This is a genomic window from Sphingomonas sp. CFBP9019 (genome assembly GCF_034045155.1).
In the GTDB taxonomy this organism is placed as follows: domain Bacteria; phylum Pseudomonadota; class Alphaproteobacteria; order Sphingomonadales; family Sphingomonadaceae; genus Sphingomonas; species Sphingomonas aerolata.
On record NZ_JAXCWK010000002.1, the window covers coordinates 325,454 to 347,649 of the forward strand.

20 protein-coding genes and 2 riboswitches are annotated in these 22,196 nt (G+C 67.9%); of the genes, 8 read left to right on the forward strand and 12 right to left on the reverse strand.

Translation table 11 applies throughout. The features are described from left to right. Window positions 1-57: 57 nt before the first annotated feature. Entirely contained in the window at window positions 58-2,721 is a 2,664-nt protein-coding gene (gene ppdK, locus SOM18_RS05560; RefSeq protein WP_031441587.1) for a pyruvate, phosphate dikinase, read from the forward strand. A gap of 221 nt (window positions 2,722-2,942) precedes the next feature. Here ppdK and SOM18_RS05565 read toward each other — a convergent pair whose 3' ends face one another. From SOM18_RS05565 to SOM18_RS05600, 8 genes are read right to left on the reverse strand one after another with little or no spacing between them, the layout of a single operon-like run. Then, window positions 2,943-3,344, reverse strand: a complete 402-nt coding sequence (locus SOM18_RS05565; protein WP_042467591.1) for a hypothetical protein — start codon at window positions 3,342-3,344, stop codon at window positions 2,943-2,945. A 54-nt stretch (window positions 3,345-3,398) separates the two neighbouring features. After that, window positions 3,399-4,394, reverse strand: a complete 996-nt coding sequence (locus tag SOM18_RS05570) for a type II secretion system F family protein (protein ID WP_192070668.1) — start codon at window positions 4,392-4,394, stop codon at window positions 3,399-3,401. Between the two features lie 7 nt (window positions 4,395-4,401). After that, on the reverse strand, window positions 4,402-5,373 hold the full coding sequence (locus SOM18_RS05575; protein WP_031441588.1) for a type II secretion system F family protein: 972 nt from the start codon (window positions 5,371-5,373) through the stop codon (window positions 4,402-4,404). A 53-nt stretch (window positions 5,374-5,426) separates the two neighbouring features. Then, window positions 5,427-6,719 carry an AAA family ATPase gene (locus SOM18_RS05580; protein ID WP_031441589.1) on the reverse strand — a complete coding sequence of 431 codons (1,293 nt, stop codon included), beginning with the start codon at window positions 6,717-6,719 and terminating at the stop codon, window positions 5,427-5,429. Further along, window positions 6,719-7,354, reverse strand: coding sequence for a CpaD family pilus assembly protein (locus SOM18_RS05585; protein WP_031441590.1), 636 nt, complete (start codon window positions 7,352-7,354; stop codon window positions 6,719-6,721). Before SOM18_RS05585 ends, SOM18_RS05580 begins: the two co-directional genes overlap by 1 nt. 35 nt (window positions 7,355-7,389) lie before the next feature. After that, entirely contained in the window at window positions 7,390-8,964 is a 1,575-nt protein-coding gene (locus SOM18_RS05590; protein ID WP_031441591.1) for a type II and III secretion system protein family protein, read from the reverse strand. Between the two features lies 1 nt (window position 8,965). Beyond that, complete coding sequence (gene cpaB, locus SOM18_RS05595) at window positions 8,966-10,021, reverse strand: Flp pilus assembly protein CpaB (RefSeq protein WP_031441592.1); 1,056 nt, start codon at window positions 10,019-10,021, stop codon at window positions 8,966-8,968. A gap of 49 nt (window positions 10,022-10,070) precedes the next feature. Further along, window positions 10,071-10,565: an A24 family peptidase gene (locus SOM18_RS05600; protein WP_031395063.1), complete on the reverse strand. Its 495-nt coding sequence runs from the start codon at window positions 10,563-10,565 to the stop codon at window positions 10,071-10,073. Window positions 10,566-10,613: 48 nt separating this feature from the next. On the opposite strand from SOM18_RS05600, the gene SOM18_RS05605 reads away from it, so the two are divergent. Together SOM18_RS05605 and SOM18_RS05610 are read left to right on the forward strand one after the other, a co-directional pair. Then, the gene (locus SOM18_RS05605; RefSeq protein ID WP_081874391.1) at window positions 10,614-11,630 is read left to right on the forward strand and encodes an alpha/beta fold hydrolase; all 1,017 of its coding nucleotides are present in this window, start codon (window positions 10,614-10,616) and stop codon (window positions 11,628-11,630) included. Further along, window positions 11,627-12,709: an NAD(P)/FAD-dependent oxidoreductase gene (locus tag SOM18_RS05610; protein WP_031441594.1), complete on the forward strand. Its 1,083-nt coding sequence runs from the start codon at window positions 11,627-11,629 to the stop codon at window positions 12,707-12,709. The genes SOM18_RS05605 and SOM18_RS05610 overlap by 4 nt, the downstream gene beginning before the upstream one ends. Before the next feature lie 17 nt (window positions 12,710-12,726). Here SOM18_RS05610 and rnhA read toward each other — a convergent pair whose 3' ends face one another. From rnhA to ispH, 3 genes are read right to left on the reverse strand one after another with little or no spacing between them, the layout of a single operon-like run. Further along, a complete protein-coding gene (rnhA, locus tag SOM18_RS05615) occupies window positions 12,727-13,203 on the reverse strand; it encodes a ribonuclease HI (protein WP_042467595.1) in 477 nt (158 codons plus the stop codon). Further along, the gene (gene thrB, locus SOM18_RS05620; protein WP_031441595.1) at window positions 13,200-14,150 is read right to left on the reverse strand and encodes a homoserine kinase; all 951 of its coding nucleotides are present in this window, start codon (window positions 14,148-14,150) and stop codon (window positions 13,200-13,202) included. The genes rnhA and thrB overlap by 4 nt, the downstream gene beginning before the upstream one ends. 1 nt (window position 14,151) lies before the next feature. After that, complete coding sequence (gene ispH, locus SOM18_RS05625; RefSeq protein WP_031441596.1) at window positions 14,152-15,105, reverse strand: 4-hydroxy-3-methylbut-2-enyl diphosphate reductase; 954 nt, start codon at window positions 15,103-15,105, stop codon at window positions 14,152-14,154. Between the two features lie 176 nt (window positions 15,106-15,281). Between ispH and SOM18_RS05630 the strand changes: the two genes are divergently transcribed. The 5 genes from SOM18_RS05630 (at window position 15,282) to gcvPB (ending at window position 21,073) form a co-directional block, all read left to right on the forward strand. Beyond that, entirely contained in the window at window positions 15,282-15,920 is a 639-nt protein-coding gene (locus SOM18_RS05630; protein WP_235188438.1) for a hypothetical protein, read from the forward strand. Between the two features lie 205 nt (window positions 15,921-16,125). After that, window positions 16,126-16,244: riboswitch (glycine riboswitch) on the forward strand. Window position 16,245: 1 nt separating this feature from the next. Further along, window positions 16,246-16,349, forward strand: a riboswitch (glycine riboswitch). 46 nt (window positions 16,350-16,395) lie between these two features. Next, window positions 16,396-17,643, forward strand: a complete 1,248-nt coding sequence (gene gcvT / locus SOM18_RS05635) for a glycine cleavage system aminomethyltransferase GcvT (RefSeq protein WP_082446741.1) — start codon at window positions 16,396-16,398, stop codon at window positions 17,641-17,643. Between the two features lies 1 nt (window position 17,644). Beyond that, complete coding sequence (gcvH, locus tag SOM18_RS05640; RefSeq protein WP_031441599.1) at window positions 17,645-18,016, forward strand: glycine cleavage system protein GcvH; 372 nt, start codon at window positions 17,645-17,647, stop codon at window positions 18,014-18,016. Window positions 18,017-18,137: 121 nt separating this feature from the next. After that, window positions 18,138-19,496, forward strand: a complete 1,359-nt coding sequence (gcvPA, locus tag SOM18_RS05645) for an aminomethyl-transferring glycine dehydrogenase subunit GcvPA (RefSeq protein ID WP_320481439.1) — start codon at window positions 18,138-18,140, stop codon at window positions 19,494-19,496. Continuing rightward, window positions 19,493-21,073 (forward strand): aminomethyl-transferring glycine dehydrogenase subunit GcvPB, encoded by a 1,581-nt coding sequence (gene gcvPB / locus SOM18_RS05650; protein ID WP_192008437.1) that lies wholly within the window; start codon window positions 19,493-19,495, stop codon window positions 21,071-21,073. The genes gcvPA and gcvPB overlap by 4 nt, the downstream gene beginning before the upstream one ends. 180 nt (window positions 21,074-21,253) lie before the next feature. Here the strand turns inward: gcvPB and SOM18_RS05655 are convergent, their stop codons facing one another. Further along, window positions 21,254-22,150: a DMT family transporter gene (locus tag SOM18_RS05655; RefSeq protein WP_031441602.1), complete on the reverse strand. Its 897-nt coding sequence runs from the start codon at window positions 22,148-22,150 to the stop codon at window positions 21,254-21,256. Window positions 22,151-22,196 lie beyond the last annotated feature (46 nt).

Sequence of the window (22,196 nt, forward strand, 5' to 3'; positions counted from 1 at the left end):
CCGCCTGCAAAGACAATCTCTGCCGCCTTGCGCGCAACAACACCTAGAGGACCTGCGATGACCCAATATGTGTACCGTTTCGGCGGCGGTGTTTCGGACGGCGGCAAGGGCGACAAGAACCTGCTCGGCGGCAAGGGCGCGAACCTCGCCGAGATGGCGTCGATCGGCCTGCCGGTGCCCCCGGGCTTCACGATCTCGACCGATTTCTGCGCGGTCTATTATGACGAGGGCGGCCAGTTCCCGCAGGGCCTGCGCGACGAGGTCGCGACCGGCCTCGCGCATATCGAGGGCGTGACCGGCAAGGTGTTCGGCGACGCCGCCGACCCGCTGCTCGTTTCGGTCCGCTCGGGTGCCCGCGCCTCGATGCCGGGGATGATGGACACCGTCCTCAACCTCGGGCTCAACGACGAGACGGTCGAGGGCCTTGCCGCCAAGGCCGAGGACGCGCGCTTCGCGTGGGACAGCTATCGCCGCTTCATCCAGATGTATGCCGACGTCGTCCTCGAGCTCGATCACGGCGCGTTCGAGGAAGCGCTCGAGATCGCCAAGGAAGACCAGGGCTTCACGCTCGACACCGAGCTGAGCGCGGACGACCTGCGCGCGCTGGTGACCGAGTATAAGGGCCTTGTTGAAAAGCTCTGGGGCAAGCCCTTCCCGCAGGACGTCCACGACCAGCTCTGGGGCGCGGTCGGCGCGGTGTTCGGTTCGTGGCAGTCGGAGCGGGCGAAGGTCTATCGCCGGCTCAACGACATTCCCGCCAGCTGGGGCACCGCGGTCAACATCCAGGCGATGGTGTTCGGCAACATGGGCGACACGTCGGCGACCGGCGTCGCGTTCACGCGCGATCCGTCGAAGGGCGACCGCGCCTATTACGGCGAGTTCCTGATCAATGCGCAGGGCGAGGACGTCGTCGCGGGCATCCGCACCCCGCAATATCTGACCAAGGTCGCGCGCGAGGACGCCGGCGCCAAGGCCGCCTCGATGGAAGAGGCGATGCCCGAGGTGTACGGCCAGCTCGCGGGCGTGTTCGACACGCTCGAAAACCATTACCGCGACATGCAGGACATCGAGTTCACGGTCGAGAAGACCAAGCTCTGGATGCTCCAGACGCGCGCGGGCAAGCGCACCGCCAAGGCCGCGCTCAAGATCGCGGTCGACATGGCGAATGAGGGCCTGATCACGCGCGAGGAAGCGATCCTGCGCGTCGAGCCGATGGCGCTCGACCAGCTCCTTCACCCGACGCTCGATCCCAATGCCAAGCGCGACGTGCTGACCAAAGGGCTTCCCGCCTCGCCGGGCGCGGCCTCGGGCGCGGTGGTGTTCGATGCGGATGCGGCGGAGAAGAAGGCCGCCGACGGCGTCGCGGTGATCCTCGTCCGGACCGAAACCTCGCCCGACGACATTCATGGGATGCACGCCGCGCGCGGCATCCTGACCGCACGCGGCGGGATGACCAGCCATGCGGCGGTCGTCGCACGCGGCATGGGGCGCCCGTGCGTCTCGGGCGCGGGGACGCTGTCGATCGACACCAAGGCGAAGATCATGCGCTGCGGCGGCCGTGAGGTGAAGGAGGGCGACCTGCTCACGATCGACGGCAGCACCGGCGAGGTGATGATCGGCGCGGTCGCGACCGTGCAGCCCGAGCTGTCGGGTGATTTCGGCACGCTGATGACCTGGGCGGACGAGGTTCGTCGCCTCAAGGTCCGCGCCAACGCCGAGACGCCCGAGGACTGCCGGGTCGCGCGCGAGTTCGGCGCGGAAGGCGTCGGGCTGTGCCGCACCGAGCACATGTTCTTCGAGAGCAGCCGCATCACCAACGTCCGCCAGATGATCCTGGCGAGCGACGAGAAGGGCCGCCGCGCCGCGCTCGAGAAGCTGCTCCCCGAACAGCGCAAGGACTTCACCGAGATCCTCGAGGTGATGGCCGGGCTGCCGGTGACGATCCGTCTGCTCGATCCGCCGCTCCACGAATTCCTGCCGCACGAGGAGTCCGAATTCGCCGAAGTCGCGACCGCGGCGGGGATCGACGTCGACACGCTCAAGCGTCGCGCGGCCGAGCTGCACGAGTTCAACCCGATGCTCGGCCATCGCGGTTGCCGTCTCGGCGTGACCTATCCCGAAATCTACGAGATGCAGGCGCGTGCGATCTTCGAGGCGGCGGTCGACGTCGCGGAGAAGTCCGGCGCGGCCCCGATCCCCGAGGTCATGATCCCGCTGGTGGCGACCCGCCGCGAGCTGGAGCTGATGAAGGCGGTCGTCGACAAGGCGGCCCAGGCAGTGTTCGCCGACAAGGGCCGGACGATCGAATATCTGGTCGGCACGATGATCGAGCTGCCCCGCGCCGCATTGCGGGCTGGCGAGATCGCGGAAGTCGGCGAATTCTTCTCGTTCGGCACCAACGACCTGACGCAGACGACGCTGGGTGTCAGCCGCGACGACGCGGCGCGGTTCCTGGGCGCCTATGTCGAGCAGGGCATCTATGCGAAGGACCCGTTCGTCAGCATCGACGTCGAGGGTGTCGGTGAACTGATCGAGATCGCCGCAGAGCGTGGCCGCAAGACGCGATCGGGCATCAAGCTCGGCATCTGCGGCGAGCATGGCGGTGACCCGGCAAGCATCGCGTTCTGCGAGAAGGTCGGGCTCGATTACGTCTCGGCCAGCCCGTACCGCGTGCCGATCGCGCGGCTTGCGGCGGCGCAGGCGGCGCTCGAAAAGAAGTAACGCCGACCCGAAACGTCACACCACCCCGGCGAAGGCCGGGGCCCAGGTGGAATGTCCAGAGTAACTAGGGACCGTCCATAGTTACCTAGCATTCCCATCTGGGCCCCGGCCTCCGCCGGGGTAGTGAAAAAGAGACTGCCTCCCCGCAAAGGCGGGGATCCAGACTGGGTTCCTGCCTTCGCGGGAGTACGAGGAGTGGGGGAACAACGCCCCCCGAATCCTCACCGACGCTGGTTGAAGTCGAACCAGCCGCGCTTGGTGCCGTCGGTCGCATAGCCCGGCCGGCCCGTTGCATAGCCGTCCGAATAGGCCACGTCCCGGTCCCGCGAGACGGGCGCCGCCGCCGTCCGCGCGACCGGCGCTGCCACGGGGGCCGCCACCGGCGCTGCCGCTGCCGCCTTCACCAGCCGCGCATTCTCATGCTCGGCCTCGACCGCACGCTGTTCGGCGGCACTCGCGCGCAGGTCAGTCTCCTTGCGGGTCGCGCCATGCGCATCGCGCTCGGCAAGATAGCGCGCCTTCCACTTCTTGCCGCCGGGATGGCTGGCGAGGCCCAGCAGCCAGCCCGCGATCAGGACCAGCCCCAGTGCGGCGAACTGCGTCGGTGTGGAAAACAACGGCATCGTGAAAACCCTCCTGTTACGGGGGCTCAACGAACCGCTGCGGCTGGGGTTGCCTCAGCTCTTGAGCAACGCATCCGAGATCGAACAGGCCGCCGGCCCGAGGATGACGACGAACAGCACGGGCAGGATGAACAGGATCAGCGGCACGGTCATGATCGCCGGCAGCCGCGCGGCCTTTTCCTCGGCGCGCATCATCCGTTCGTTGCGAAACTCGTTCGACAGCACGCGGAGTGCCGAGGCGAGAGGGGTGCCGTATTTCTCGGTCTGGACCATCGTCGTGACGACGCCCTTCACCGCGTCGAGCTTCACACGGCCGGCGAGATTCTCGAACGCGCTGCGCCGGTCGGTCAGGAAGCCCAGTTCGATCGCGGTCAGCGTGAATTCCTCGCCCAGTTCGGGATAGGCGCGGCCGAGTTCGCGCGCCACGCGGTGGAACGCCGCATCGATCGTCAGCCCCGCCTCCGCGCAGATCACCAGCAGGTCGAGCGCGTCGGGCAAGCCCTTGCGGATCGCATCGGTGCGCTTGGTGATCTTGTTGTCGAGATACAGGTCGGGGGCCTTGTAGCTGAGGATGAAGCTGACCGCGACGAGACCGTATTTCTTGAGCGGGCTCCACGTCGCGAAGCCGTCCGTGCCATAGACCCAGATGACCATCGCGCCGCCGATCACGATCGGCAGGACGAGCCGGCCGAAGATCACCGCGGGCGCCCATTCCTTCGAGCGGATCCCCGCCTGCGCCAGCTTGACCTGGACCGCCTTGACCTGGCTGTCCTGCAGGACCTTCATCGACGACAGCCAGCCGCGCATACGGTCGGCGGCATCGTGGCGCTGCACGAGCTTGGCACGGCGCTTGGTCGAGGCGGTGATGCCCGCTTTCAACTGTTCACGACGATCGTTGAGCGCCTTGACCCGCTTGGCCATCGGATCGCTGACCGTGGTGGCGGCATAGATCGCCACCATCACCGCGAAGGCGGCGATTCCCGACAGGATCGTCGCGACCCAAAGGACGTCGAATCCGAGCAGCATAGGTCCGGCGGTCTCACCCATCATCCTGCTCCTAAATCTCGAAGCTGATCATCTTGGACATGATGAACGACCCGATCGCCATCCAGCACAGCCCGCCCATGCCGATCACCATCAGCCGTTCGTCGATGAAGAACTTCTGCATGTACGTACCGTTGATGAACCAGATCAGCCCGAACACGATGAACGGCAGCGCGCCGATGATATAGGCCGACGCCTTGGATTCGGACGACATCGCCTTGATCTTCAGCTTCATCTGCGCGCGCATCCGCAATACGTGGGCGAGATTGGCGAGCGTCTCGGCCAGATTGCCGCCGGTCTCGCGCTGGATCGCGATGGTGATGACGAAGAACTGGAATTCGGGCGTGCCGAGCCGGTCCGCGGTCTCCTGCAGCGCGACGTCCATCGTCCGGCCAATCTTCATCTTGTCGCTGACCGATCGGAATTCCTCGCCGACCGGACCATCGACCTCGGCGCCGACGACGCCGATCGTCTCGCTGATCGGCAGACCGGAGCGCAAGCCGCGTACCAGCAACTCGATCGCGTCGGGAAACTTCTGCGTAAACTTGGCCACCCGGCGCTTGAGGACCTTGCCGACCACCAGATGCGGGATGCCGATGCCGACGAACAGGCCGACGAACAGCGCGAGGAAGATCGGCATGCCACGCACCAGCATCAGGAACGCGACGACCAGCGTCAGCCCCGCGGTCGCCATGCCATATTGTCCGACGGTCCAGTCCTTGCCGGTCATCGCCAGCCGCTTGGCAAGCTCGGCACGGTTGGGCAGGAACCGCCCGACCGCCAGATCCATCCGCGTGTCGCCCGCCATCGCGATCCGCCGCATCTGCGCCTCGGGCATGGCAACGCCATCGCCGTGGCGCAGACGCAGCGACGCGACCCGGCGTGTCTGGGCGCGCCCGGTGGAGGGACCGGCAAAGGCGAACACCAGCAGGCCGAGCACGGTGCAGCCGCCCAGCGCGACCATGATGACGGGAAGCATGTCCATCGCCGCCTAGGCCCTCTGCGCCCGATCGGCGCGCATCCGCGACCCGCGCGGCGTCACGACTTGGTCGCCCGCTTGGCCATCAGCCCCTTCAGGTCGCTGAACTTGCCGAGCAGCGAGACGCCGCCCGACCGGCGGGGCGTCTTGGCGCTCGCAGCCTCCGTACCGGTGGCATCGACCGCGACCATCAGTTCGGTGACGAGCGCGACGATCGGCGCGATCGTCTTCGACGTCTTGCCGGCCTCGACGATCGGCTTGCCGAGCTTGGCGGCCTGCGCCGCGAGTTTCTGGTCGAACACCACGACATGATCGATCCGGCGCTCGATCGAGCCCTCGAAATCCTTGCGGCTGATCTCGAGCTGGCCGCCGGCATGCATCCGGTTGGCGAGCACGAGCACCCGGGTCTTGGGCGCGTTGGACTTCATCCACGACAGCAGGCGGATCGTGTCGCGCGCCGCCGCCAGCGTCAGGTCGGTGACGAGCACCGCGAGGTGGACCTCGCTGATCAGATGCGGATGCTGGACCAGCATACCGCGCGGCAGGTCGACGATGGTGCAGTCGAACGCCGCGCACATCTCCTCCTGCAGCTGGTAGAAGGCGGCGCCGTCAGTCATCAGCGGCGCGTTGATCGGCGCCTCCGCGCTCAGCACCGACAGCTTTTCCGACGCCTTGACCATCGCGCGCTCGATGAACAGCCCGTCGATCCGGCTCGGATTCTCGATCGCATCGGTCAGCCCGCGGCCCGGCTCGAGATCGAGCGACAGCGCGCCGGTGCCGAAATGCACGTCGAGATCGAGCAGCGCGGTCGCGCGCTGTTCCTTCTCCGCGATCAGCCAGGCGACTGACGTCGCGATCGTCGATGCGCCGACGCCGCCGCGCGTGCCGATGATCGCGATCGAGCATTGCGGTCGCGCGGGGGCATGTTCGACATGCTTGGGCGCGCTCAGCATCGCCTGCGCATGGCCGAACGCCTCGCGCAGCATGTCGGGGTGCAGCGGCTTGAGCAGATAGTCCTGGATCCCGCTGGCGACGAGATCGCGGTAGAGCCGGACATCGTTCACCTGACCCGCCGCGATCACCACCGTGCCGGGCTCACACACTTCGGCCAGCGCGTTGATGTCGTTGAGCGGATCGCCCGATTCGGCGAGATCGACGAACAGGATCTGCGGGCTGGCGGACACCGACAACGACTGGATCGCGTTGCGCAGACCGCCTTTGCTGACCTTGTCGACCGACCAGCCGAGTTCGGCCGCGATCGGGCGCAGTGCCTCGGCGGTCGCCTCGTCGCAGACATAGGCGGCGAAGGGTTCGCGGTGCGCGATGCCAGCGGGCTTCCAGGGTGCGTTCATCACTTGCCCCCTGCGGTTTCGGACCGCAGCGCGTTGTTCGCGCCGGTCGGCACCGCGCGGCGATACACATCAATCGCCTTGAACGAGGAGGCCGGGTCATAGGTCTCGGCGTCGCCGGAGCCGCGGACGAGATCCTCGGGCCGCGCGACCATCGCCGCGAGGTTGCGGTTCATCGCGCACCCATAGTTGGACGACGTATGGCTGGCGATGTCGATGCTCGCGTCGCGCGACCAGTCGGGGCAGCCGGGGACGTCGGCGCGCATCCGCGTGACGACGATCCGGATCGCGCCGGGGCTGACCGGCGCCTGCGTGACCGGGGTGTCGGGGGACAGCAACAGGCCATAGCCCGCGACGACGTCGGCGATCTCGGCGCGCGCCATCGGTGCTTCGCCCGCAGGATCGTCGATCGCGACGCGGTCGCCATAGCCGACCCGCATCGTCGTCATCCATCCCGCCAGCCGCCGCGCCTCGCCCTGCGCCAGCGTGCCGCCGGCGGTGCCGAGGTCGAGCGCATAATTGGCGCGGCTCACGACCGGCTGGTGGACCGACTCGAGGCCCCGATTCTCGGTTCCCATACAGCCGCCGAGCAGCAGCGCGGATCCGAGCGATAGCAGCAGGATCGGGTGTTTCGTCATCGTGCGAAGTCCTTGAAACATGGCGCGGCGCGGGATCAGTTGGAGAAGCCGGGCATCGGTGCGGCGCCCTTGCTCGTCTTCGTGTTCGGCTTGGTGCCCGTCTTGATGGCCGGCTGCTGTGGGTCGCGGGTCGGGACGGGGCCGACCGGGGCGGCAGCGCCGATCGCGGGGTTGGCATAGCCCATCGGCGCGACGCTCGGCACCGGCCGGCGCCCGCCCGTCGTTCCGCCGCCGAGATCGCCGAGCAGGACCCGGCCGGCATCGGTCGGTGCCTTGTAGCCGTCGGTGGGCAGCGCGATGTCGGCCGGGTTGTTGACCGGCTTGACCAGATAGGGGGTGATGATCACCACCAGTTCGGTCTCGTTGCGCTGGAAGCTGTTCGACCGGAACAGCGCGCCGATGATCGGCAGGCTCGCGAGCCCCGGCGTCTTGTCGTAGGTGTTGTTGTGGTTGTTCGACAGCAGCCCGCTGATCATCATGCTCTGGCCCGAGCCGAGCTCGACCGTCGTCTCGGTCCGCCGCGTCGTCAGCCCTGGCACCCGCGTGCCGTTCAGCGTGACCGCATTGGAGTAATCGAGCTGCGACACTTCGGGGCGGACGCGAAGCGAGATGCGGCCGTCCGAGAGCACGGTCGGGGTGTAGGCGAGGCTGACGCCATATTGCTTGTACTCGACCGACACCGTGCCCAGCGCCTGCGCGATCGGGATCGGCACTTCACCGCCCGCGAGGAACGTCCCGGTCTCGCCCGACAGCGCGGTGAGGTTCGGGTTGGCGAGCGTGGAGACCTGTCCTGTCGTCTCACCGACATCGAGCGCACCGAGAAGATCCAGACCAAGAAGTTTGCCGGCAAACCCCAAGGTGCTGCCGCTGGTGGCTTTCTCCAGCAGGCTGCCATTGGAAGGAGCTATGTTGAAGCCCACCCCCAGCGGGCCTCCTGGGTTGAACGTCCCGGCGCGGCCCTGCGCCACGCCGAACTGAAATCCGCCCGTCCGATCGACTGACGCAATATTGACGCCGATCGTCTTGACGAAGTTGCGCGAAACCTCGGCGACGCGGACTTGCAGATTGACCTGCAGCGGCGTCGCGGTCTTGAGACGCGACAGGACCTTGGTTGCATCGCCGACGAACGCCTGCACCAGCCGTTCGGCCTCCGCTGCATCCTCGGGCGCGGCGACCGTGCCGGTGAGCAGGACCAACCCGTTCATCGGCGTCGCGACAACCTGCGCCTCGGGCATCGCCAGCCCGAGCATCTGCTGGATCGAATCGAGATTGTTGCCGACCCGGACGGTCGAGCTGTAGACGATCGCGCCGCCCTTGGCCGTCGCCGAGATCGTCGTCTCGCCGGTCTTCTTGCCGAAGATGTAGAGCTGGGTCGGCGAGCGGACCTGGACGTCGGCGATCGTGTCGTCGGCGACGAACAGGTCGCTCATCGGCCGCGACAGCGTCACCAGCCGGCCACGCCCGGTATTGACCTGAACCAGCCCGGCGGGAGCGGCCGAGACCTGCGCCTGGGCGATGGCCGGCGCGGAGGGCGCGGTGCCTGCCGCGGCGAGCACCGCGGCGAACGACCAGCCGAGCGACGCCCGCATCCCTGTCATGCTCGTACGCATCTTACTTCCCCCCCACCGGAACGATGGTCATGCTGTTGCCGCGGGCGACCCGGACGACCGGGCCCGACGCGATCGCGCCCGAAGGGGCTCCCGCCGGCGCGCCGCCGGGTACGCCAGCCGGCATCATCATCTGTGCCGAGCCGCCCGGACCGCCGGACGCGACCGCCTTGCCCGGCACGGTGCTGCGCTGGTAGCGCGACACGTCCGCGCCGGTGACGTAGCTGCTCGCTCCCGACGAGGGCTGGCTCGCGAGACGCAGCAGCATCGCGCGCTCCGCCTTGGGATCCGACCCCGCGGGCACGCTCACGCTGCCCGACGCGATCGCGTCCTCGAGTTCGCCCGCATTGTCCGCGATCGAGCGGAGCGACAGCGACAGCGTGCCCACCGTCTGCGCGACTGCGATCTCCTCGGCCATCTTGGGCGTCGTCTCGACCGTGACCGTCGAGAAGGTGCTGACGACGGTCTTGCCGTCGTCGCCGACCTTGTTGTCGGTACGCTGGTCTGTCGCGAGCACGCGCACGTTGCGCATGATCGTCTCCGACACCTTCAGCGGATCGCCGTCGCCGCCGCCCGCAACCGCCTGGGTCAGGACCAGATCGATCCGATCGCCCGGAAACACGAAGCCCGCGACCGACGCCTGTTCCGAGACGGGGACCGTCACCGCGCGCATGCCGGGCCCGAGCGCGGCCGCCAGGAAGCCGCGGTCGCCGGGCTTGACCAGCGCGCCCTGCGTCACCGGCTGGCCCGCAGTGATCATGTTGCGCACCACGGTGCCCTGCAGCGCCTTCAGGTCGGTCTTGTCCTTCAGGTAATAGGCGTTGTCGACGAGTTCCTTGGGCCAGGGCTGGAACTTCAATGCGGTCGCATCGAGGATCGTGCCGACCGGCAGCGCGCGAGTCGCGACCAGCACTTCCGGGCCGTCGATCACGGCAGGCTGCATCGCCACCGCGGTCGCCTGCGGGGCTGCGCTGCCCGCGATCAGCGTGCGGGCGAAGAAGGCCGTGACCGCCGCCACGATCAACGCACCGACCAGCAATATGAGCTTGCGACTATCCATGACTCATCGTGCCTTTCGGGCGCCGTGTGATTGATCGAACATTAAGTATCTACCGCAGGGAGTTAAGGAGTGGTTCGTGGACCGCGACGAGCCCTGCAAAGGCGATCGCGATGCCGTAGGGCACCTCGATCGCGGCGTTTTCGACGCCCGAATCGGCGCGCCGCATGGCCAGCTTCCTTGCGATCAGCATCCCCGCGGTCAGCACGCCGCCCGCGATCGACATCACCATCAGCATCGCCATGAACGCGCCGAACGGCAGCCACAGCGACAGCGCGACGATCAGCTTGACGTCGCCGCCGCCCATCAGCCCGAAATGAAAGGCGATGCAGAACAGCGCGAAGACCGCCGCGGCGATGCCGATCTGGATCGCCATGTCGGGCCAGGGCGACAGGCCGTTGGCCCACCACCATAATGGCGCGAGCAGCACGATCGCGGCGGTCTTCGCATTGGCGATCTCCCGCGTCCGTGCGTCCTCGATCGCAGCGAGGACAAGCAGCCCGGCGAGCAGAAAAAGTAGAATTGGAAGAGTAAACGTCGACCCCATGCACTACATTTAGCGGGTATGGCTTTCGAAAAAGTAACTGTGTCGCCGATGTTCGATTCTGATCCGACCTCCGGGCCCGCCTCCGGTCCGGCCCGTCCGCATGCCCGCACCACCGTCGCACCGATCGTGCCAGCCGCGAGTCGGCGCGCGATTCCCGACGATGCTCGCGTCAGTCGCTGGATCGCTGCCGATGGCTGGAGCCTGAGGCGGTTCGACTGGCCGGCACCGAACCCGCGCGGACGGTTTCTTTTCCAAGCCGGTCGCGGCGACAGTTTCGAGAAATATCTCGAGACGATAGCGCATCTGCGCAGCGTCGGCTGGTCGGTGACCTCGCTCGACTGGCGCGGGCAGGGCGGGTCGGGGCGGCTGTCCCCCGACCCCTATGTCGGCCATGTCGACGATTTCGCGACCTACGACGCCGATCTCGCCGGCTTCTGGCGGCAGTGGCGCGGCGAAGGCGATGGCGGCATCCCGACGGCGATCCTTGGCCATTCGATGGGTGGGCTGATGGTGATGCGCGCGCTGACGGCGGGGACGATCGACCCCGCGGCGGCGATCCTCGTCGCACCGATGCTGGGACTGCGCTCTCCACTCGGCGCTCGGCTGAGCGGCCGGATCGCGCGCTACATGGCGCGGCGTGCGCCGATCCGCGCGGCTTGGCGCCAGAACGAGCGGCCCGGCCCCGTAGCCTCGCGCCAGCGTCTGCTCACCCACGACGCCGACCGCTATCACGACGAACGCTGGTGGCACGAGGCGCAGCCCGACCTGCAGCTCGGTCCGCCGAGCTGGACCTGGTTGTCCGAAGCGTTTGCCGGGTCCGCCGCGCTCGCCTGCGATCCGCGCGTCGAGACGATCGCGACGCCGGTGCTGATGCTGCTCGCGGATGCCGACAAGCTGGTCGATCCGCATGCCGCGGTCCGGATCGTCGAGCGGCTGCGCGACGCGCGGCTGGTGCGGTTCGGTCCTGAATCGGCGCATGAGATCCTGCGCGAATCGGATGCCGTACGTGACCGTGCGCTGGCCGCACTCGACGCGTTCCTCGACGACACGGTGCCGCGCCGATGAGCGTCTACGACGTCGCGATCGTCGGTGCGGGTATGGCCGGGGTCAGCCTCGCCGCGATGCTCGCGCCGCATGCGCGCGTGCTGCTGCTCGAGGCGGAGGACATGCCCGGCTACCACGCGACGGGCCGGTCCGCGGCCTTCTGGTCGGAAACCTATGGTGGCCCCGACATCCAGCCGCTGACGACCGCCTCGGGGCCGGTGCTCAGGGCCGGGGGGCATCTCCAGCCGCTGGGATCGCTGCATATCGGCCGTGCGCAGGACGCGCCCGCGATCGACCGGTTCCTCGCCGAATTCAGCGATAGCGACGTGCAGCTCGACCGGGTCGATCCGGCGGCGTTCCTTCCGGGGCTGCGCCCCGACTGGACGCTCGGCGTGCACGAGCCGAGCTGCGCCTATATCGATGTCGCCGGGCTGCATGCGCACGACCTGGCGACCGCGCGGCGGGGCGGCGCCGATCTCGTCACCGGGGCCGCACTGCAGACCGCCCGGCGCGACTCGGGGCAGTGGATCATCGAGACGCCCGCGGGGACGTTTCGCGCCGCCGTGCTGGTCAATGCGGCGGGGGCCTGGGCCGATACCGTCGCACGATGCGCGGGCGTGGTACCAATCGGACTTCAGCCCTACCGGCGGACGATGGTCCAGCTGCGGACTGATCCCGCAGCCGCGGCGGGCATGCCGCATATTGCCGACATTTCAGGTGGCTTTTATTTCAAGCCCGAGCCCGGCGGCCGGCTCTGGCTGAGCCCGCATGACGAGACGCCGACCGACCCCTGCGATGCCGCGCCAGAGGAGATCGACGTCGCGATCGCGATCGACCGGCTCGAACAGGCGGTCGATTGGCAGGTCACGCAGGTAGAACGCCGCTGGGCGGGCCTGCGGACCTTCGCGCCCGACCGGCTGCCGGTCTATGGTTTCGACCCGAGCGAACCCGGCTTCTTCTGGTGCGCGGGGCAGGGCGGCTTTGGCATCCAGACTGCACCGGCGGCGGCGCGTCTTGCGGCCGCGTTGCTGCTTGGGACGTCGCCTGATCCTGCGGTGGCGCGGATCGATCCGCACCGCTATTCGCCCCGTCGTTTCTAACGCCGTTTCGTGTCAGCCTAGCGGCGGCCCGGTGCCATAGCGGCGATCGCGGCGTTGCTGGCGAGCGTATCGGCGCGTTCGTTCTCGGGGTGGCCGGCATGGCCCTTGACCCATTGCCACTCGATCTTGTGCCGCGCAACCGCGGCGAGCAGCGCGTGCCACAGCTCGGCATTCTTCACCGGCTTCTTGTCTGCGGTCCTCCAGCCGTTGCGCTGCCAGCCCTTCACCCATTTGGTCAGGCCATCCATCACATATTTGCTGTCGGTATACAGCGTCACCGCGCAGGGCCGGGTGAGGATGTTGAGCGCCTCGATCGCCGCGGTCATCTCCATCCGGTTGTTCGTCGTCTGCGGCTCGCCGCCCGACAATTCCTTCTCGTGCGCGCCCATCCGGATCACCGCGCCCCATCCGCCCGGGCCCGGATTCCCCTTGCACGCGCCGTCGGTGTAGATCTCGACCTTGGTCATCGTTGTCGCGGTAGCGTCGTCGGTCATGCGAACAGGTCGTCCTTGAGATAGGCTTCGAGCCGCCGCCAATAGGCGAGCGGATCCTTGCGCGTCACCAGCGCATCGGCCGGCGTGTTGACCCAGTCCCAGGCGCGCGTCAGCAGGAAGCGCAGGCAGGCGCCCTGCGCGAGGATCGGCAGCGCGGCACGCTCCGCCTCGGACAGCGCGAACCGGCTTTCATAGCCCGCGATCAGCGCCGCGCCGATCGCGGGATCGTAACGCTCGCCAGTCGCGTCGAACGCCCAGGCGCTGTGCATCACCGCCAGGTCATAGGCGCGGATGTCCGTGCAGGCGAAATAGAAGTCGATTACCCCGGTCACGCGGTCGCCGAGCATCAGGACATTGTCGGGGAACAAGTCCGTATGGATCGCCGCCACCGGCAGGTCGCGCGGCCACTGTGCCAGCACCCGCGCCAGCGCTGCCTCGATCCGTGCAAACAGCCCGGGCGCGATCGTGTCGATCCCCGCACCGCACCGCTCGAGCAGCGGGCGCCAGGTGTCGGCGCCCAGCGGGTTGGCGCGGGTCGGTGCGAAGTCCGCCAGCCCGGCATGCAACTGGCCCATCGCCGCGCCGGCCGCCCGTGCCTGTGCGGGGGTCGCGTGCGACACCGACACGCCGGTCAGGAACTCGATCAGACAGGCCGAGCGCCCGGCGAGCTGCTGGATCGCGAGACCGTCGCGATCGGGCAGCGCGCGCGGCACCGGATTGCCCGCCGCGGCCAGATGATCGAGCATCGCAAGGAAGAAGGGCAGGTCGTCGGTCGACGTCCATTCCTCGTACAGCGTCAGGATGAACCGGTCCGCAGTGGTCTCGACCAGGTAGTTGCTGTTCTGCACCCCCTCGGCGATCCCCTTGGCGGAGACCAGCGCACCCTGGTCGTACCGCGCGAGGAATGTTCCGAGCGCCTCGGCCGAAACCTGCGTATAGACCGCCATGCTAGGCGGCGGCTTCGAGCCCGCGGGGCAGCTTGAAGGCGATCGTCTCGCGCGTCGTCTCGACCTCGCGCTCGGACACCTCGAACCGCTCGGCAAGGCGCGTGACGAGTTCGCGGACGAGCAGCTCGGGCGCGGACGCGCCTGCGGTGATGCCGAGCGTGCCGACTCCAGCGAGGAAATCCCAGTCGAGTTCGCTGGCGCGCTGGATCAGCATCGCGGGCGTGCCCTCGCGCTGCGCGACCTCGACCAGCCGCACCGAATTGGACGAATTGGGCGCGCCGATCACCAGCATCGCGTCACACCCATGCGCGATCGCCTTGACCGCGGCCTGGCGGTTCGAGGTCGCGTAGCAGATGTCCTCGCCGCGCGGCGGCAGCATCTCGGGGAAGCGTCGCTGCAGCGTCGCGACGACCGCCGCGGTGTCGTCGACCGACAGCGTGGTCTGCGTCAGGAAGGCGAGATTGGCGGGGTCGACCGGCGCGAAGACTTCCGCATCCTCGACGGTTTCGATCAGCGACATCGCGCCCTCGGGCACCTGGCCGAAGGTGCCGATCACTTCGGGATGGCCGGCATGGCCGATGAACACGATGTGCCGCCCCTGCGCGACCAGCCGCTCGGCCTGGCGATGGACCTTCGAGACCAGCGGGCAGGTCGCATCGAGATATTCAAGCCCGCGCGCCTGCGCGTCGAGCGGCACCGATTTGGGGACGCCGTGCGCGGAGAACACCACCGGCGCATCGTCGGGGACCTCGCTCAGATCCTCGACGAACACCGCGCCCTGCGCCTTCAGCGTGTCGACGACGAACTTGTTGTGGACGATCTCGTGACGGACATAGACCGGCGCGCCGTGCTTCTCGATCGCCAGCTCGACGATGCGGATCGCGCGGTCGACCCCGGCGCAGAAGCCGCGCGGCGCGGCGATCAGTAGTTCGAGCGCGGGTTTGTCGCCGCGCACGGCCGGCTCAGCGGCCGAGGTTGCGGGGGTTGCGATGGGCTCTGGGGGGATGCTCATAGTCGTCGGGCTCTACGCGATTGCTTGCCTGGACGAAAGCCGGTTCCTATGGTGCGCGGTGACAGGGGCCGGTGCGGTTGCGCAGGCCCTTTCGCTCGTTCGAGAAGGTACGCGTCCCCGTGAAAGCCCCCATCCTTGCCGTTTCGATCCTCGCGCTCGCCCTAAGCGGTTGCGCTTCCAAGGGAGAGATCGACGCGACCGGCGGCATCTCCGCGATCCGCACCGCGTGCCCGACCGTCGCGGTGCCGGCCGCGACCGGCGACATCACCGTGTTCGACCCCGTCACCAGCCGTGACCAGTCGGCGATCGACGTCACCGCGCTGATGACCAATGTCCGTTCGACCTGCGTCGACGCTAACGACCCGATCCTGACGAACGTGACGTTCACTGTCCAGGCGCGGCGTGCGCGGGCCGACGCGGCGCGCGACGTCGTGCTGCCCTATTTCGTGACCGTCGTGCGCGGCGGCAGCGCGGTCGTTGCCAAGCGCGTCGGCCGTGTGACGCTGCACTTCGATGCAGGCCAGCTGCGGGCGGAGGCGAATGCCCAGGGCACCGCGACGATCACGCGCGCGGCGGCAACGCTGTCGGCGGACGTCCGCGAGAAGCTGACGCGCAAGCGCAAGGCCGGTGACGAGGATGCGGCGGTCGATCCGCTGAGCACGCCCGAGGTGCGGCAGGCGGTGCTGCGCGCCAGCTTCGAGACGCTGGTCGGGTTCCAGCTGACCGCCGACCAGCTGAAGTACAACGCCACCCGCTGAGTCACCACCATCCCGTCATCCTGACGAAAGTCAGGATCCAGAGCCAAGCTGCGGCCCGTGCGTGATCCTGGATCCTGACTTTCGTCAGGATGACGGGGCATGAGGCCGCCGCGATCGCAGCAAAAGAACGATCACGCCAAACCGCCGATTGACTAAGATTGTGCGGCGCGGCACAGCTTGACGCGTCGATGCCGGGCAACCGGCATGGCACCGCGCGGGAGAGCGTTTCCTGGTCCTTTGAGGATCGGCCCTGAAAGGGGCAGGGGGCCGCCGAAGGAGCAACCACCCCGGAATCTCTCAGGCACCAGAGACCGCGCGGGGCTGATCGACACTCTGGAAAGCGTCCTGGCTCCGTGCCGAGGGCCACCGAAGGGGTAAGCCGCCAATCAGGCGGTGAAAGCTCTCAGGTTCCGTGACAGAGGGGGTCGGATCGCAGCACCACAGGGTGCCGCGCGCCCCTTCGACGGAGACCGACATGAGCGACGCCGACATTCGAGACTATGCCAGCATCATCGACGAGGCCGACGATTACGTCGAGCCCGAGGTGCTGCCGTTGCCGCTCGACGCGTGGCACCGCGCGAACGGCGCACGGATGGTCGAATTCGCCGGCTATCAGATGCCGATCCAGTATGACGGCATCATGGCCGAACACGCCTGGACGCGCGAATCGGCCGGCCTGTTCGACGTCAGCCACATGGGGCAGCTCGTCTTTTCGGGCGAAGGCGTCGCGAGCGCGCTCGAAACCGTGCTGCCGGGCGACATCGCCGGGCTTGGCGAGGGCAAGATGCGCTATTCGCTGCTGCTCGCGCAGGATGGCGGCATCCTCGACGACCTGATGGCGACGCGCCTGCCCGACGATCAGCCCTCGCCCTTCTCGGCGCAGGACGTCGAGCCCGAGGCGTACGACCCGCTGCACCCGTCGCCGACCGCGAGCGGCAGCTTCTACGTCGTCGTCAACGGCGCGACCAAGTACGATGATGTCAGCTATCTGATCGAGCATCTGCCCGACGACGTCACGATCAACATCCTCGAGGACCAGGCGCTGCTCGCGGTACAGGGCCCCAAGGCGGTTGACGCGGTCGCGCGGATCGTCCCCGGCATCGACAGCCTCGTGTTCATGACCGCGGGCGCGTTCCACTGGAACGACGTACCGCTCTGGATCAGCCGATCGGGCTATACCGGTGAGGACGGCGTCGAGATCTCGATCCCCGCCGAGCATGCCGTCGCGTTCGCCGACGCGCTGCTCGCACTGCCCGAGATCAAGCCGATCGGCCTTGGCGCACGCGATTCGCTGCGCCTCGAAGCCGGTTTGCCGCTCTACGGCCACGATCTCGATCCCGAGACCACGCCGGTCATGGCGGACCTTGGTTTCGCGCTGTCGAAGCGCCGCCGTGAGGCTGCCGACTTCCCCGGCGCCCAACGTATCCTCTCGCAGCGCGAGAATGGCCCCGCCACCAAGCGAGTCGGCCTGATCGTCGAGGGCCGCCAGCCCGCACGCGAGGGGTCCGAGGTGATCGACGACACCGGCGCGACGATCGGCCGCCTCACCAGCGGGGGCTTCGCGCCGACGCTCGGGAAGCCGATCGCGATGGCCTATGTGCCGCTCGCGCTGGCGACGCCGGGCACCCGCATCGAGATCGCACAGCGCGGCAAGGTCCATAGCGCGACCGTCACCGCGATGCCCTTCATTCCCCACCGCTACGTCCGCGCAGGAGCCAAGTGATATGAGCCGTTATTTTACGCAGGATCATGAGTGGGTCGATGTCGACGGTGACGTCGGCACGGTCGGCATCAGCGAATATGCGCAGAGCCAGCTCGGCGACGTCGTGTTCGTCGAGGTTCCCGAGGCCGGCAAGCAGCTGACCAAGGGCGCCGATGCCGCAGTCGTCGAATCGGTTAAGGCCGCGTCGGACGTCTATTCGCCGGTGTCGGGCACCGTCATCGAGGGCAACGCCGCGCTCGCCGACGATTCGAGCCTGGTGAATTCGGACGCCGAAGCCGCCGGCTGGTTCTTCAAGCTGACGCTCAGCGATCCCGCCGAACTCGACAGCCTGATGGACGAAGCTGCCTACGCGGCGTTCGTCGAAGGGCTTTAATTCGTCAAAGCCCCTCCCCTTCAGGGGAGGGGTTGGGGTGGGGCAGTGCGACAGACGCGCCGCCTGTGGAAACGCCCCACCCCCAACCCCTCCCCTGAAGGGGAGGGGCAAGGAGAGTTCCATGCGCTACCTTCCCCTGACCCAGCCCGACCGCGAGGCGATGCTCGCCGTCATCGGTGCCGCGACGATCGACGACCTGTTCGTCGACGTGCCCGAAGCCGCCCGCCTCGACGGCCCCGTCCGCGACCTGCCGATGCATGCCTCCGAAATGGCGGTCGAACGCCACATGTCGGCGCTCGCCAAGAAGAACCTTACTGCGGGGGAAGCCCCGTTCTTCCTCGGCTGCGGCGCGTACAAGCATCATGTTCCCGCCAGCGTCGATCACCTGATCCAGCGCGGCGAGTTCCTGACAGCCTACACGCCGTATCAGCCCGAGATCGCGCAGGGCACGTTGCAGATGCTGTTCGAGTTCCAGACGCAGGTCGCGCGGCTGCTAGGCACCGACGTCGCCAACGCGTCGATGTACGACGGCTCGACCGCGTGCTGGGAAGCGATCGTGATGGCGCGTCGCATCACCAAGCGCGGCAAGGCGATCCTGTCGGCGGGGCTGCACCCGCATTACGTGTCGGTGTCGAACACGATGGCCAGGTTCACCGGCGACGTGCTCGATACGACCGACCCGCGGCTGGTGCCCGAGATGGACCTCGACCGGCTGATCGCGAAGATCGACGACGACACGTCGTGCGTGGTCGTCCAGTATCCCGACATCCTCGGCCGCATCGCCGATCTGCGTCCGCTCGCGGATGCTTGCCATGCCAAGAAGGCGTTGTTGATCGCGGTCGTCACGGAGCCCGTCGCGCTCGGCGCGATCACCTCGCCCGGCGAGATGGACGCGGACATCGTCGTCGGCGAGGGGCAGTCGCTCGGCGTCGGCCTCCAGTTCGGCGGGCCCTATGTCGGCCTGTTCGGGTGCAAGGACAAATATGTCCGCCAGATGCCCGGCCGGCTTTGCGGCGAAACCGTCGACGCCGATGGCCGCCGCGGCTTCGTGCTGACTCTGTCGACGCGCGAGCAGCATATTCGCCGTGAAAAGGCGACGTCGAACATCTGCACCAACTCGGGGCTGTGCGCGCTGGCTTTCTCGATCCACATGACGCTGCTCGGCGAAGCGGGCCTGCGCCAGCTTGCCGAGGTGAACCATGCAGGTGCTGTGGCCGCGGCCGAGCGACTGTCGCAGATCCCCGGCGTCGAACTGATCAACGACAGCTTCTTCAACGAATTCACGCTGAAGCTGCCGGTCGAGGCGCGTCCCGTCGTCCGCACGCTCGCCGATCGCGGCATCCTCGCGGGTGTCTCGCTCGGGCGGCTCTATCCCGGCAAGGACGATCTTGCGAACGGCCTCGTCGTCGCCGTGACCGAAACGATCACCGCGGAGGACGTCGAAACGCTTGCGTCCGCACTCCAGGAGATACTGGCATGAGCATCAACCAGAGCGGCTGGCGCCCGACCGCGCCCGAGCAGGGCAAGGGCAACGTCCCCGCCAGCGTCACCGGCAACAAGGCGCTGATGCTCGAGGAAGCGCTGATCTTCGAGATCGGCGACAGCCACACTACCGGCGTCGACTTCGCGACCGCGCCCGCACGTGCGACGACCAGCAAGCTCGGCCCGCTGGCACGCAAGGCCCCGATCGGCCTCCCCGGTCTTTCGGAACCTGAGACCGTCCGCCATTACACGCGCCTGTCGCGCCAGAATTACGGCATTGATCTCGGCTTCTTCCCGCTCGGCAGTTGCACGATGAAGCACAACCCGCGCCTCAACGAGAAGATGGCGCGGTTGCCCGGATTCTCCGACGTCCACCCGCTCCAGCCGGTCGACACCGTGCAGGGCGCGCTCGAGGTCATCCACCAGCTCGCGCACTGGCTCGTTACGCTCACCGGCATGACCAGCGTCGCGATGAGTCCGAAGGCCGGCGCGCACGGCGAACTCTGCGGGATCCTCGCGATCCGTGCCGCGCTCGAAGCCAAGGGTGAGGGGCACCGCAAGGTCATCCTCGTCCCCGAGAGCGCGCACGGTACCAATCCCGCCACCGCGGCATTCGCCGGCTATGGCGTCGAGGATATCCCCGCCACCGCCGAGGGTCGCGTCGACACCGAAGCGCTGAAGGCCCGGCTCGGCCCCGACGTCGCGGGCGTGATGATCACCAACCCCAACACCTGCGGGCTGTTCGAGCGTGACATGCGCGAGATTTCAGACGCGGTGCATGCGGCGGGCGGCTTCGTCTATTGCGACGGTGCGAACTTCAACGCGATCGTCGGTCGCGTTCGCCCGGGCGATCTCGGCATCGATGCGATGCACATCAACCTTCACAAGACCTTCTCGACCCCGCATGGCGGCGGCGGTCCGGGCTCGGGTCCGGTGGTGTTCTCGGCGGCGCTCACGCCCTATGCCCCGCTGCCCTTCGTCGAAAAGCAGGGCGAGACCTTCGTCCTCGTCGAGGAGGAAACCGCAGGCGAACACCATGCCGGCAGCTTCGGCCGCATGGTCGCGTTCCACGGCCAGATGGGCATGTTCACGCGCGCGCTGACCTACATCCTCAGCCACGGCGCCGACGGTCTGCGCCAGGTGTCGGAGGATGCGGTGCTCAACGCGAACTACATCCTGCGCAGCCTCGACGACACGCTCGACGCGCCGTTCGGCCCATCGGGTCCGTGCATGCACGAGGCGCTGTTCTCAGACTCGGGGCTCGCCGAGGGCTTCTCGACGATCGACGTCGCCAAGGGGCTGATCGACGAGGGCTTCCACCCGATGACGATGTACTTCCCGCTCGTCGTCCACGGCGCGATGCTGGTCGAGCCGACCGAGACCGAGTCGAAGGCGGCGCTCGACCAGTTCATCGCCGCGCTGCGCTCGGTCGCCGAACGCGCCAAGGCGGGCGACCCCAGCCTCAAGACCGCGCCGCACTTCGCCCCCCGCGCGCGCCTCGACGAGACGCTCGCGGCGCGCAAGCCCGTGCTGGTCTGGAAGGATCCCGTGCCGCTTGCGCAGGCGGCGGAGTAGGCCCCGAGCCAGCGACACCCCGGCTTTCCGAAACATGGCGGAGACGGAGCGCGCCCTACGCGCTCCGTCATCCCATCCGCTCCCGTCATCCTGACGAAAGTCAGGACCCAGGGTAACCGAGCGCTACCGTTTGTGACTCTGGGTCCTGACTTTCGTCAGGATGACGGAGATCACGTCAGTTCAGGCGATCGCGCGATCGGTTTCGTCCTGCCGGCGGACATGTTCGCGCCAGACGATGTAGAGGCCGCTCGCGACGATGACGGGGGCGCCGAACCAGGTCGCCTCGGCGGGCAGCGTGTCGAACACCAGCCAGCCGAGCAATGTCGCCCATAACAGGCTCGAATAATCCATCGGCACCACCACCGACACCGGCCCGAGCCGCAACGAGGTCGTCATCGCGATCTGCGCGAGGCCGCCGAAGACCCCGACGCTCGCAAGGCAGGCCCAGGTCACGAGATCATGCGACTCCGCTGCGCGCGCGTAGATCACCGACAGCGGCACCAGCGACAGCGCGGAGAACCAGAACACCGTCGTCAGCGCGCTCTCGGTCTTGCCGATCTGCCGGAGCAGGATCGACACGCTTGCCGTCCCGAACGCGCCCGCCAGCGCACAGCCCGCACCCCATAACGGAAAATGATCGCCGCTACCGGGCTGCGCGACGATCAGCACGCCCGCAAACCCCGCCGCCACCGCCGCCCAGCGATGCCAGCCGGTCGGCTCGCGCAGGACCAGCGCGCCAAGGATCGTGGCGAAGATCGGCACGGTGAAGCCGATCGTCGTCGCTTCCGCCAGCGGCAGCGCGACGATCCCGTTGAAGGTGAACGCCATCGCCGACAGCCCGACGACCGCGCGGATGACGTGCGCGGGCAGGCGCTTGGTCGCGATCGAGGGCAGGCCAGGCCCGGCGAGGATCACCCCGGACACCAGCAGGCACGCGCCGAACTGGCGGAAGAACAGGATCTCCGACACGCTCGCGCCGTGGCGTTCGGCCAGCTTGATCGCGGTGTTCATCAGCGCGAAGATCACGACCGACAGCAACCGCATGCCGATGGCGGGAAGGATGCGGTCCGAGGGCATGGCCTGCACCTACGCAAACCGCGCCCGCGATCCCACCCGAAACATC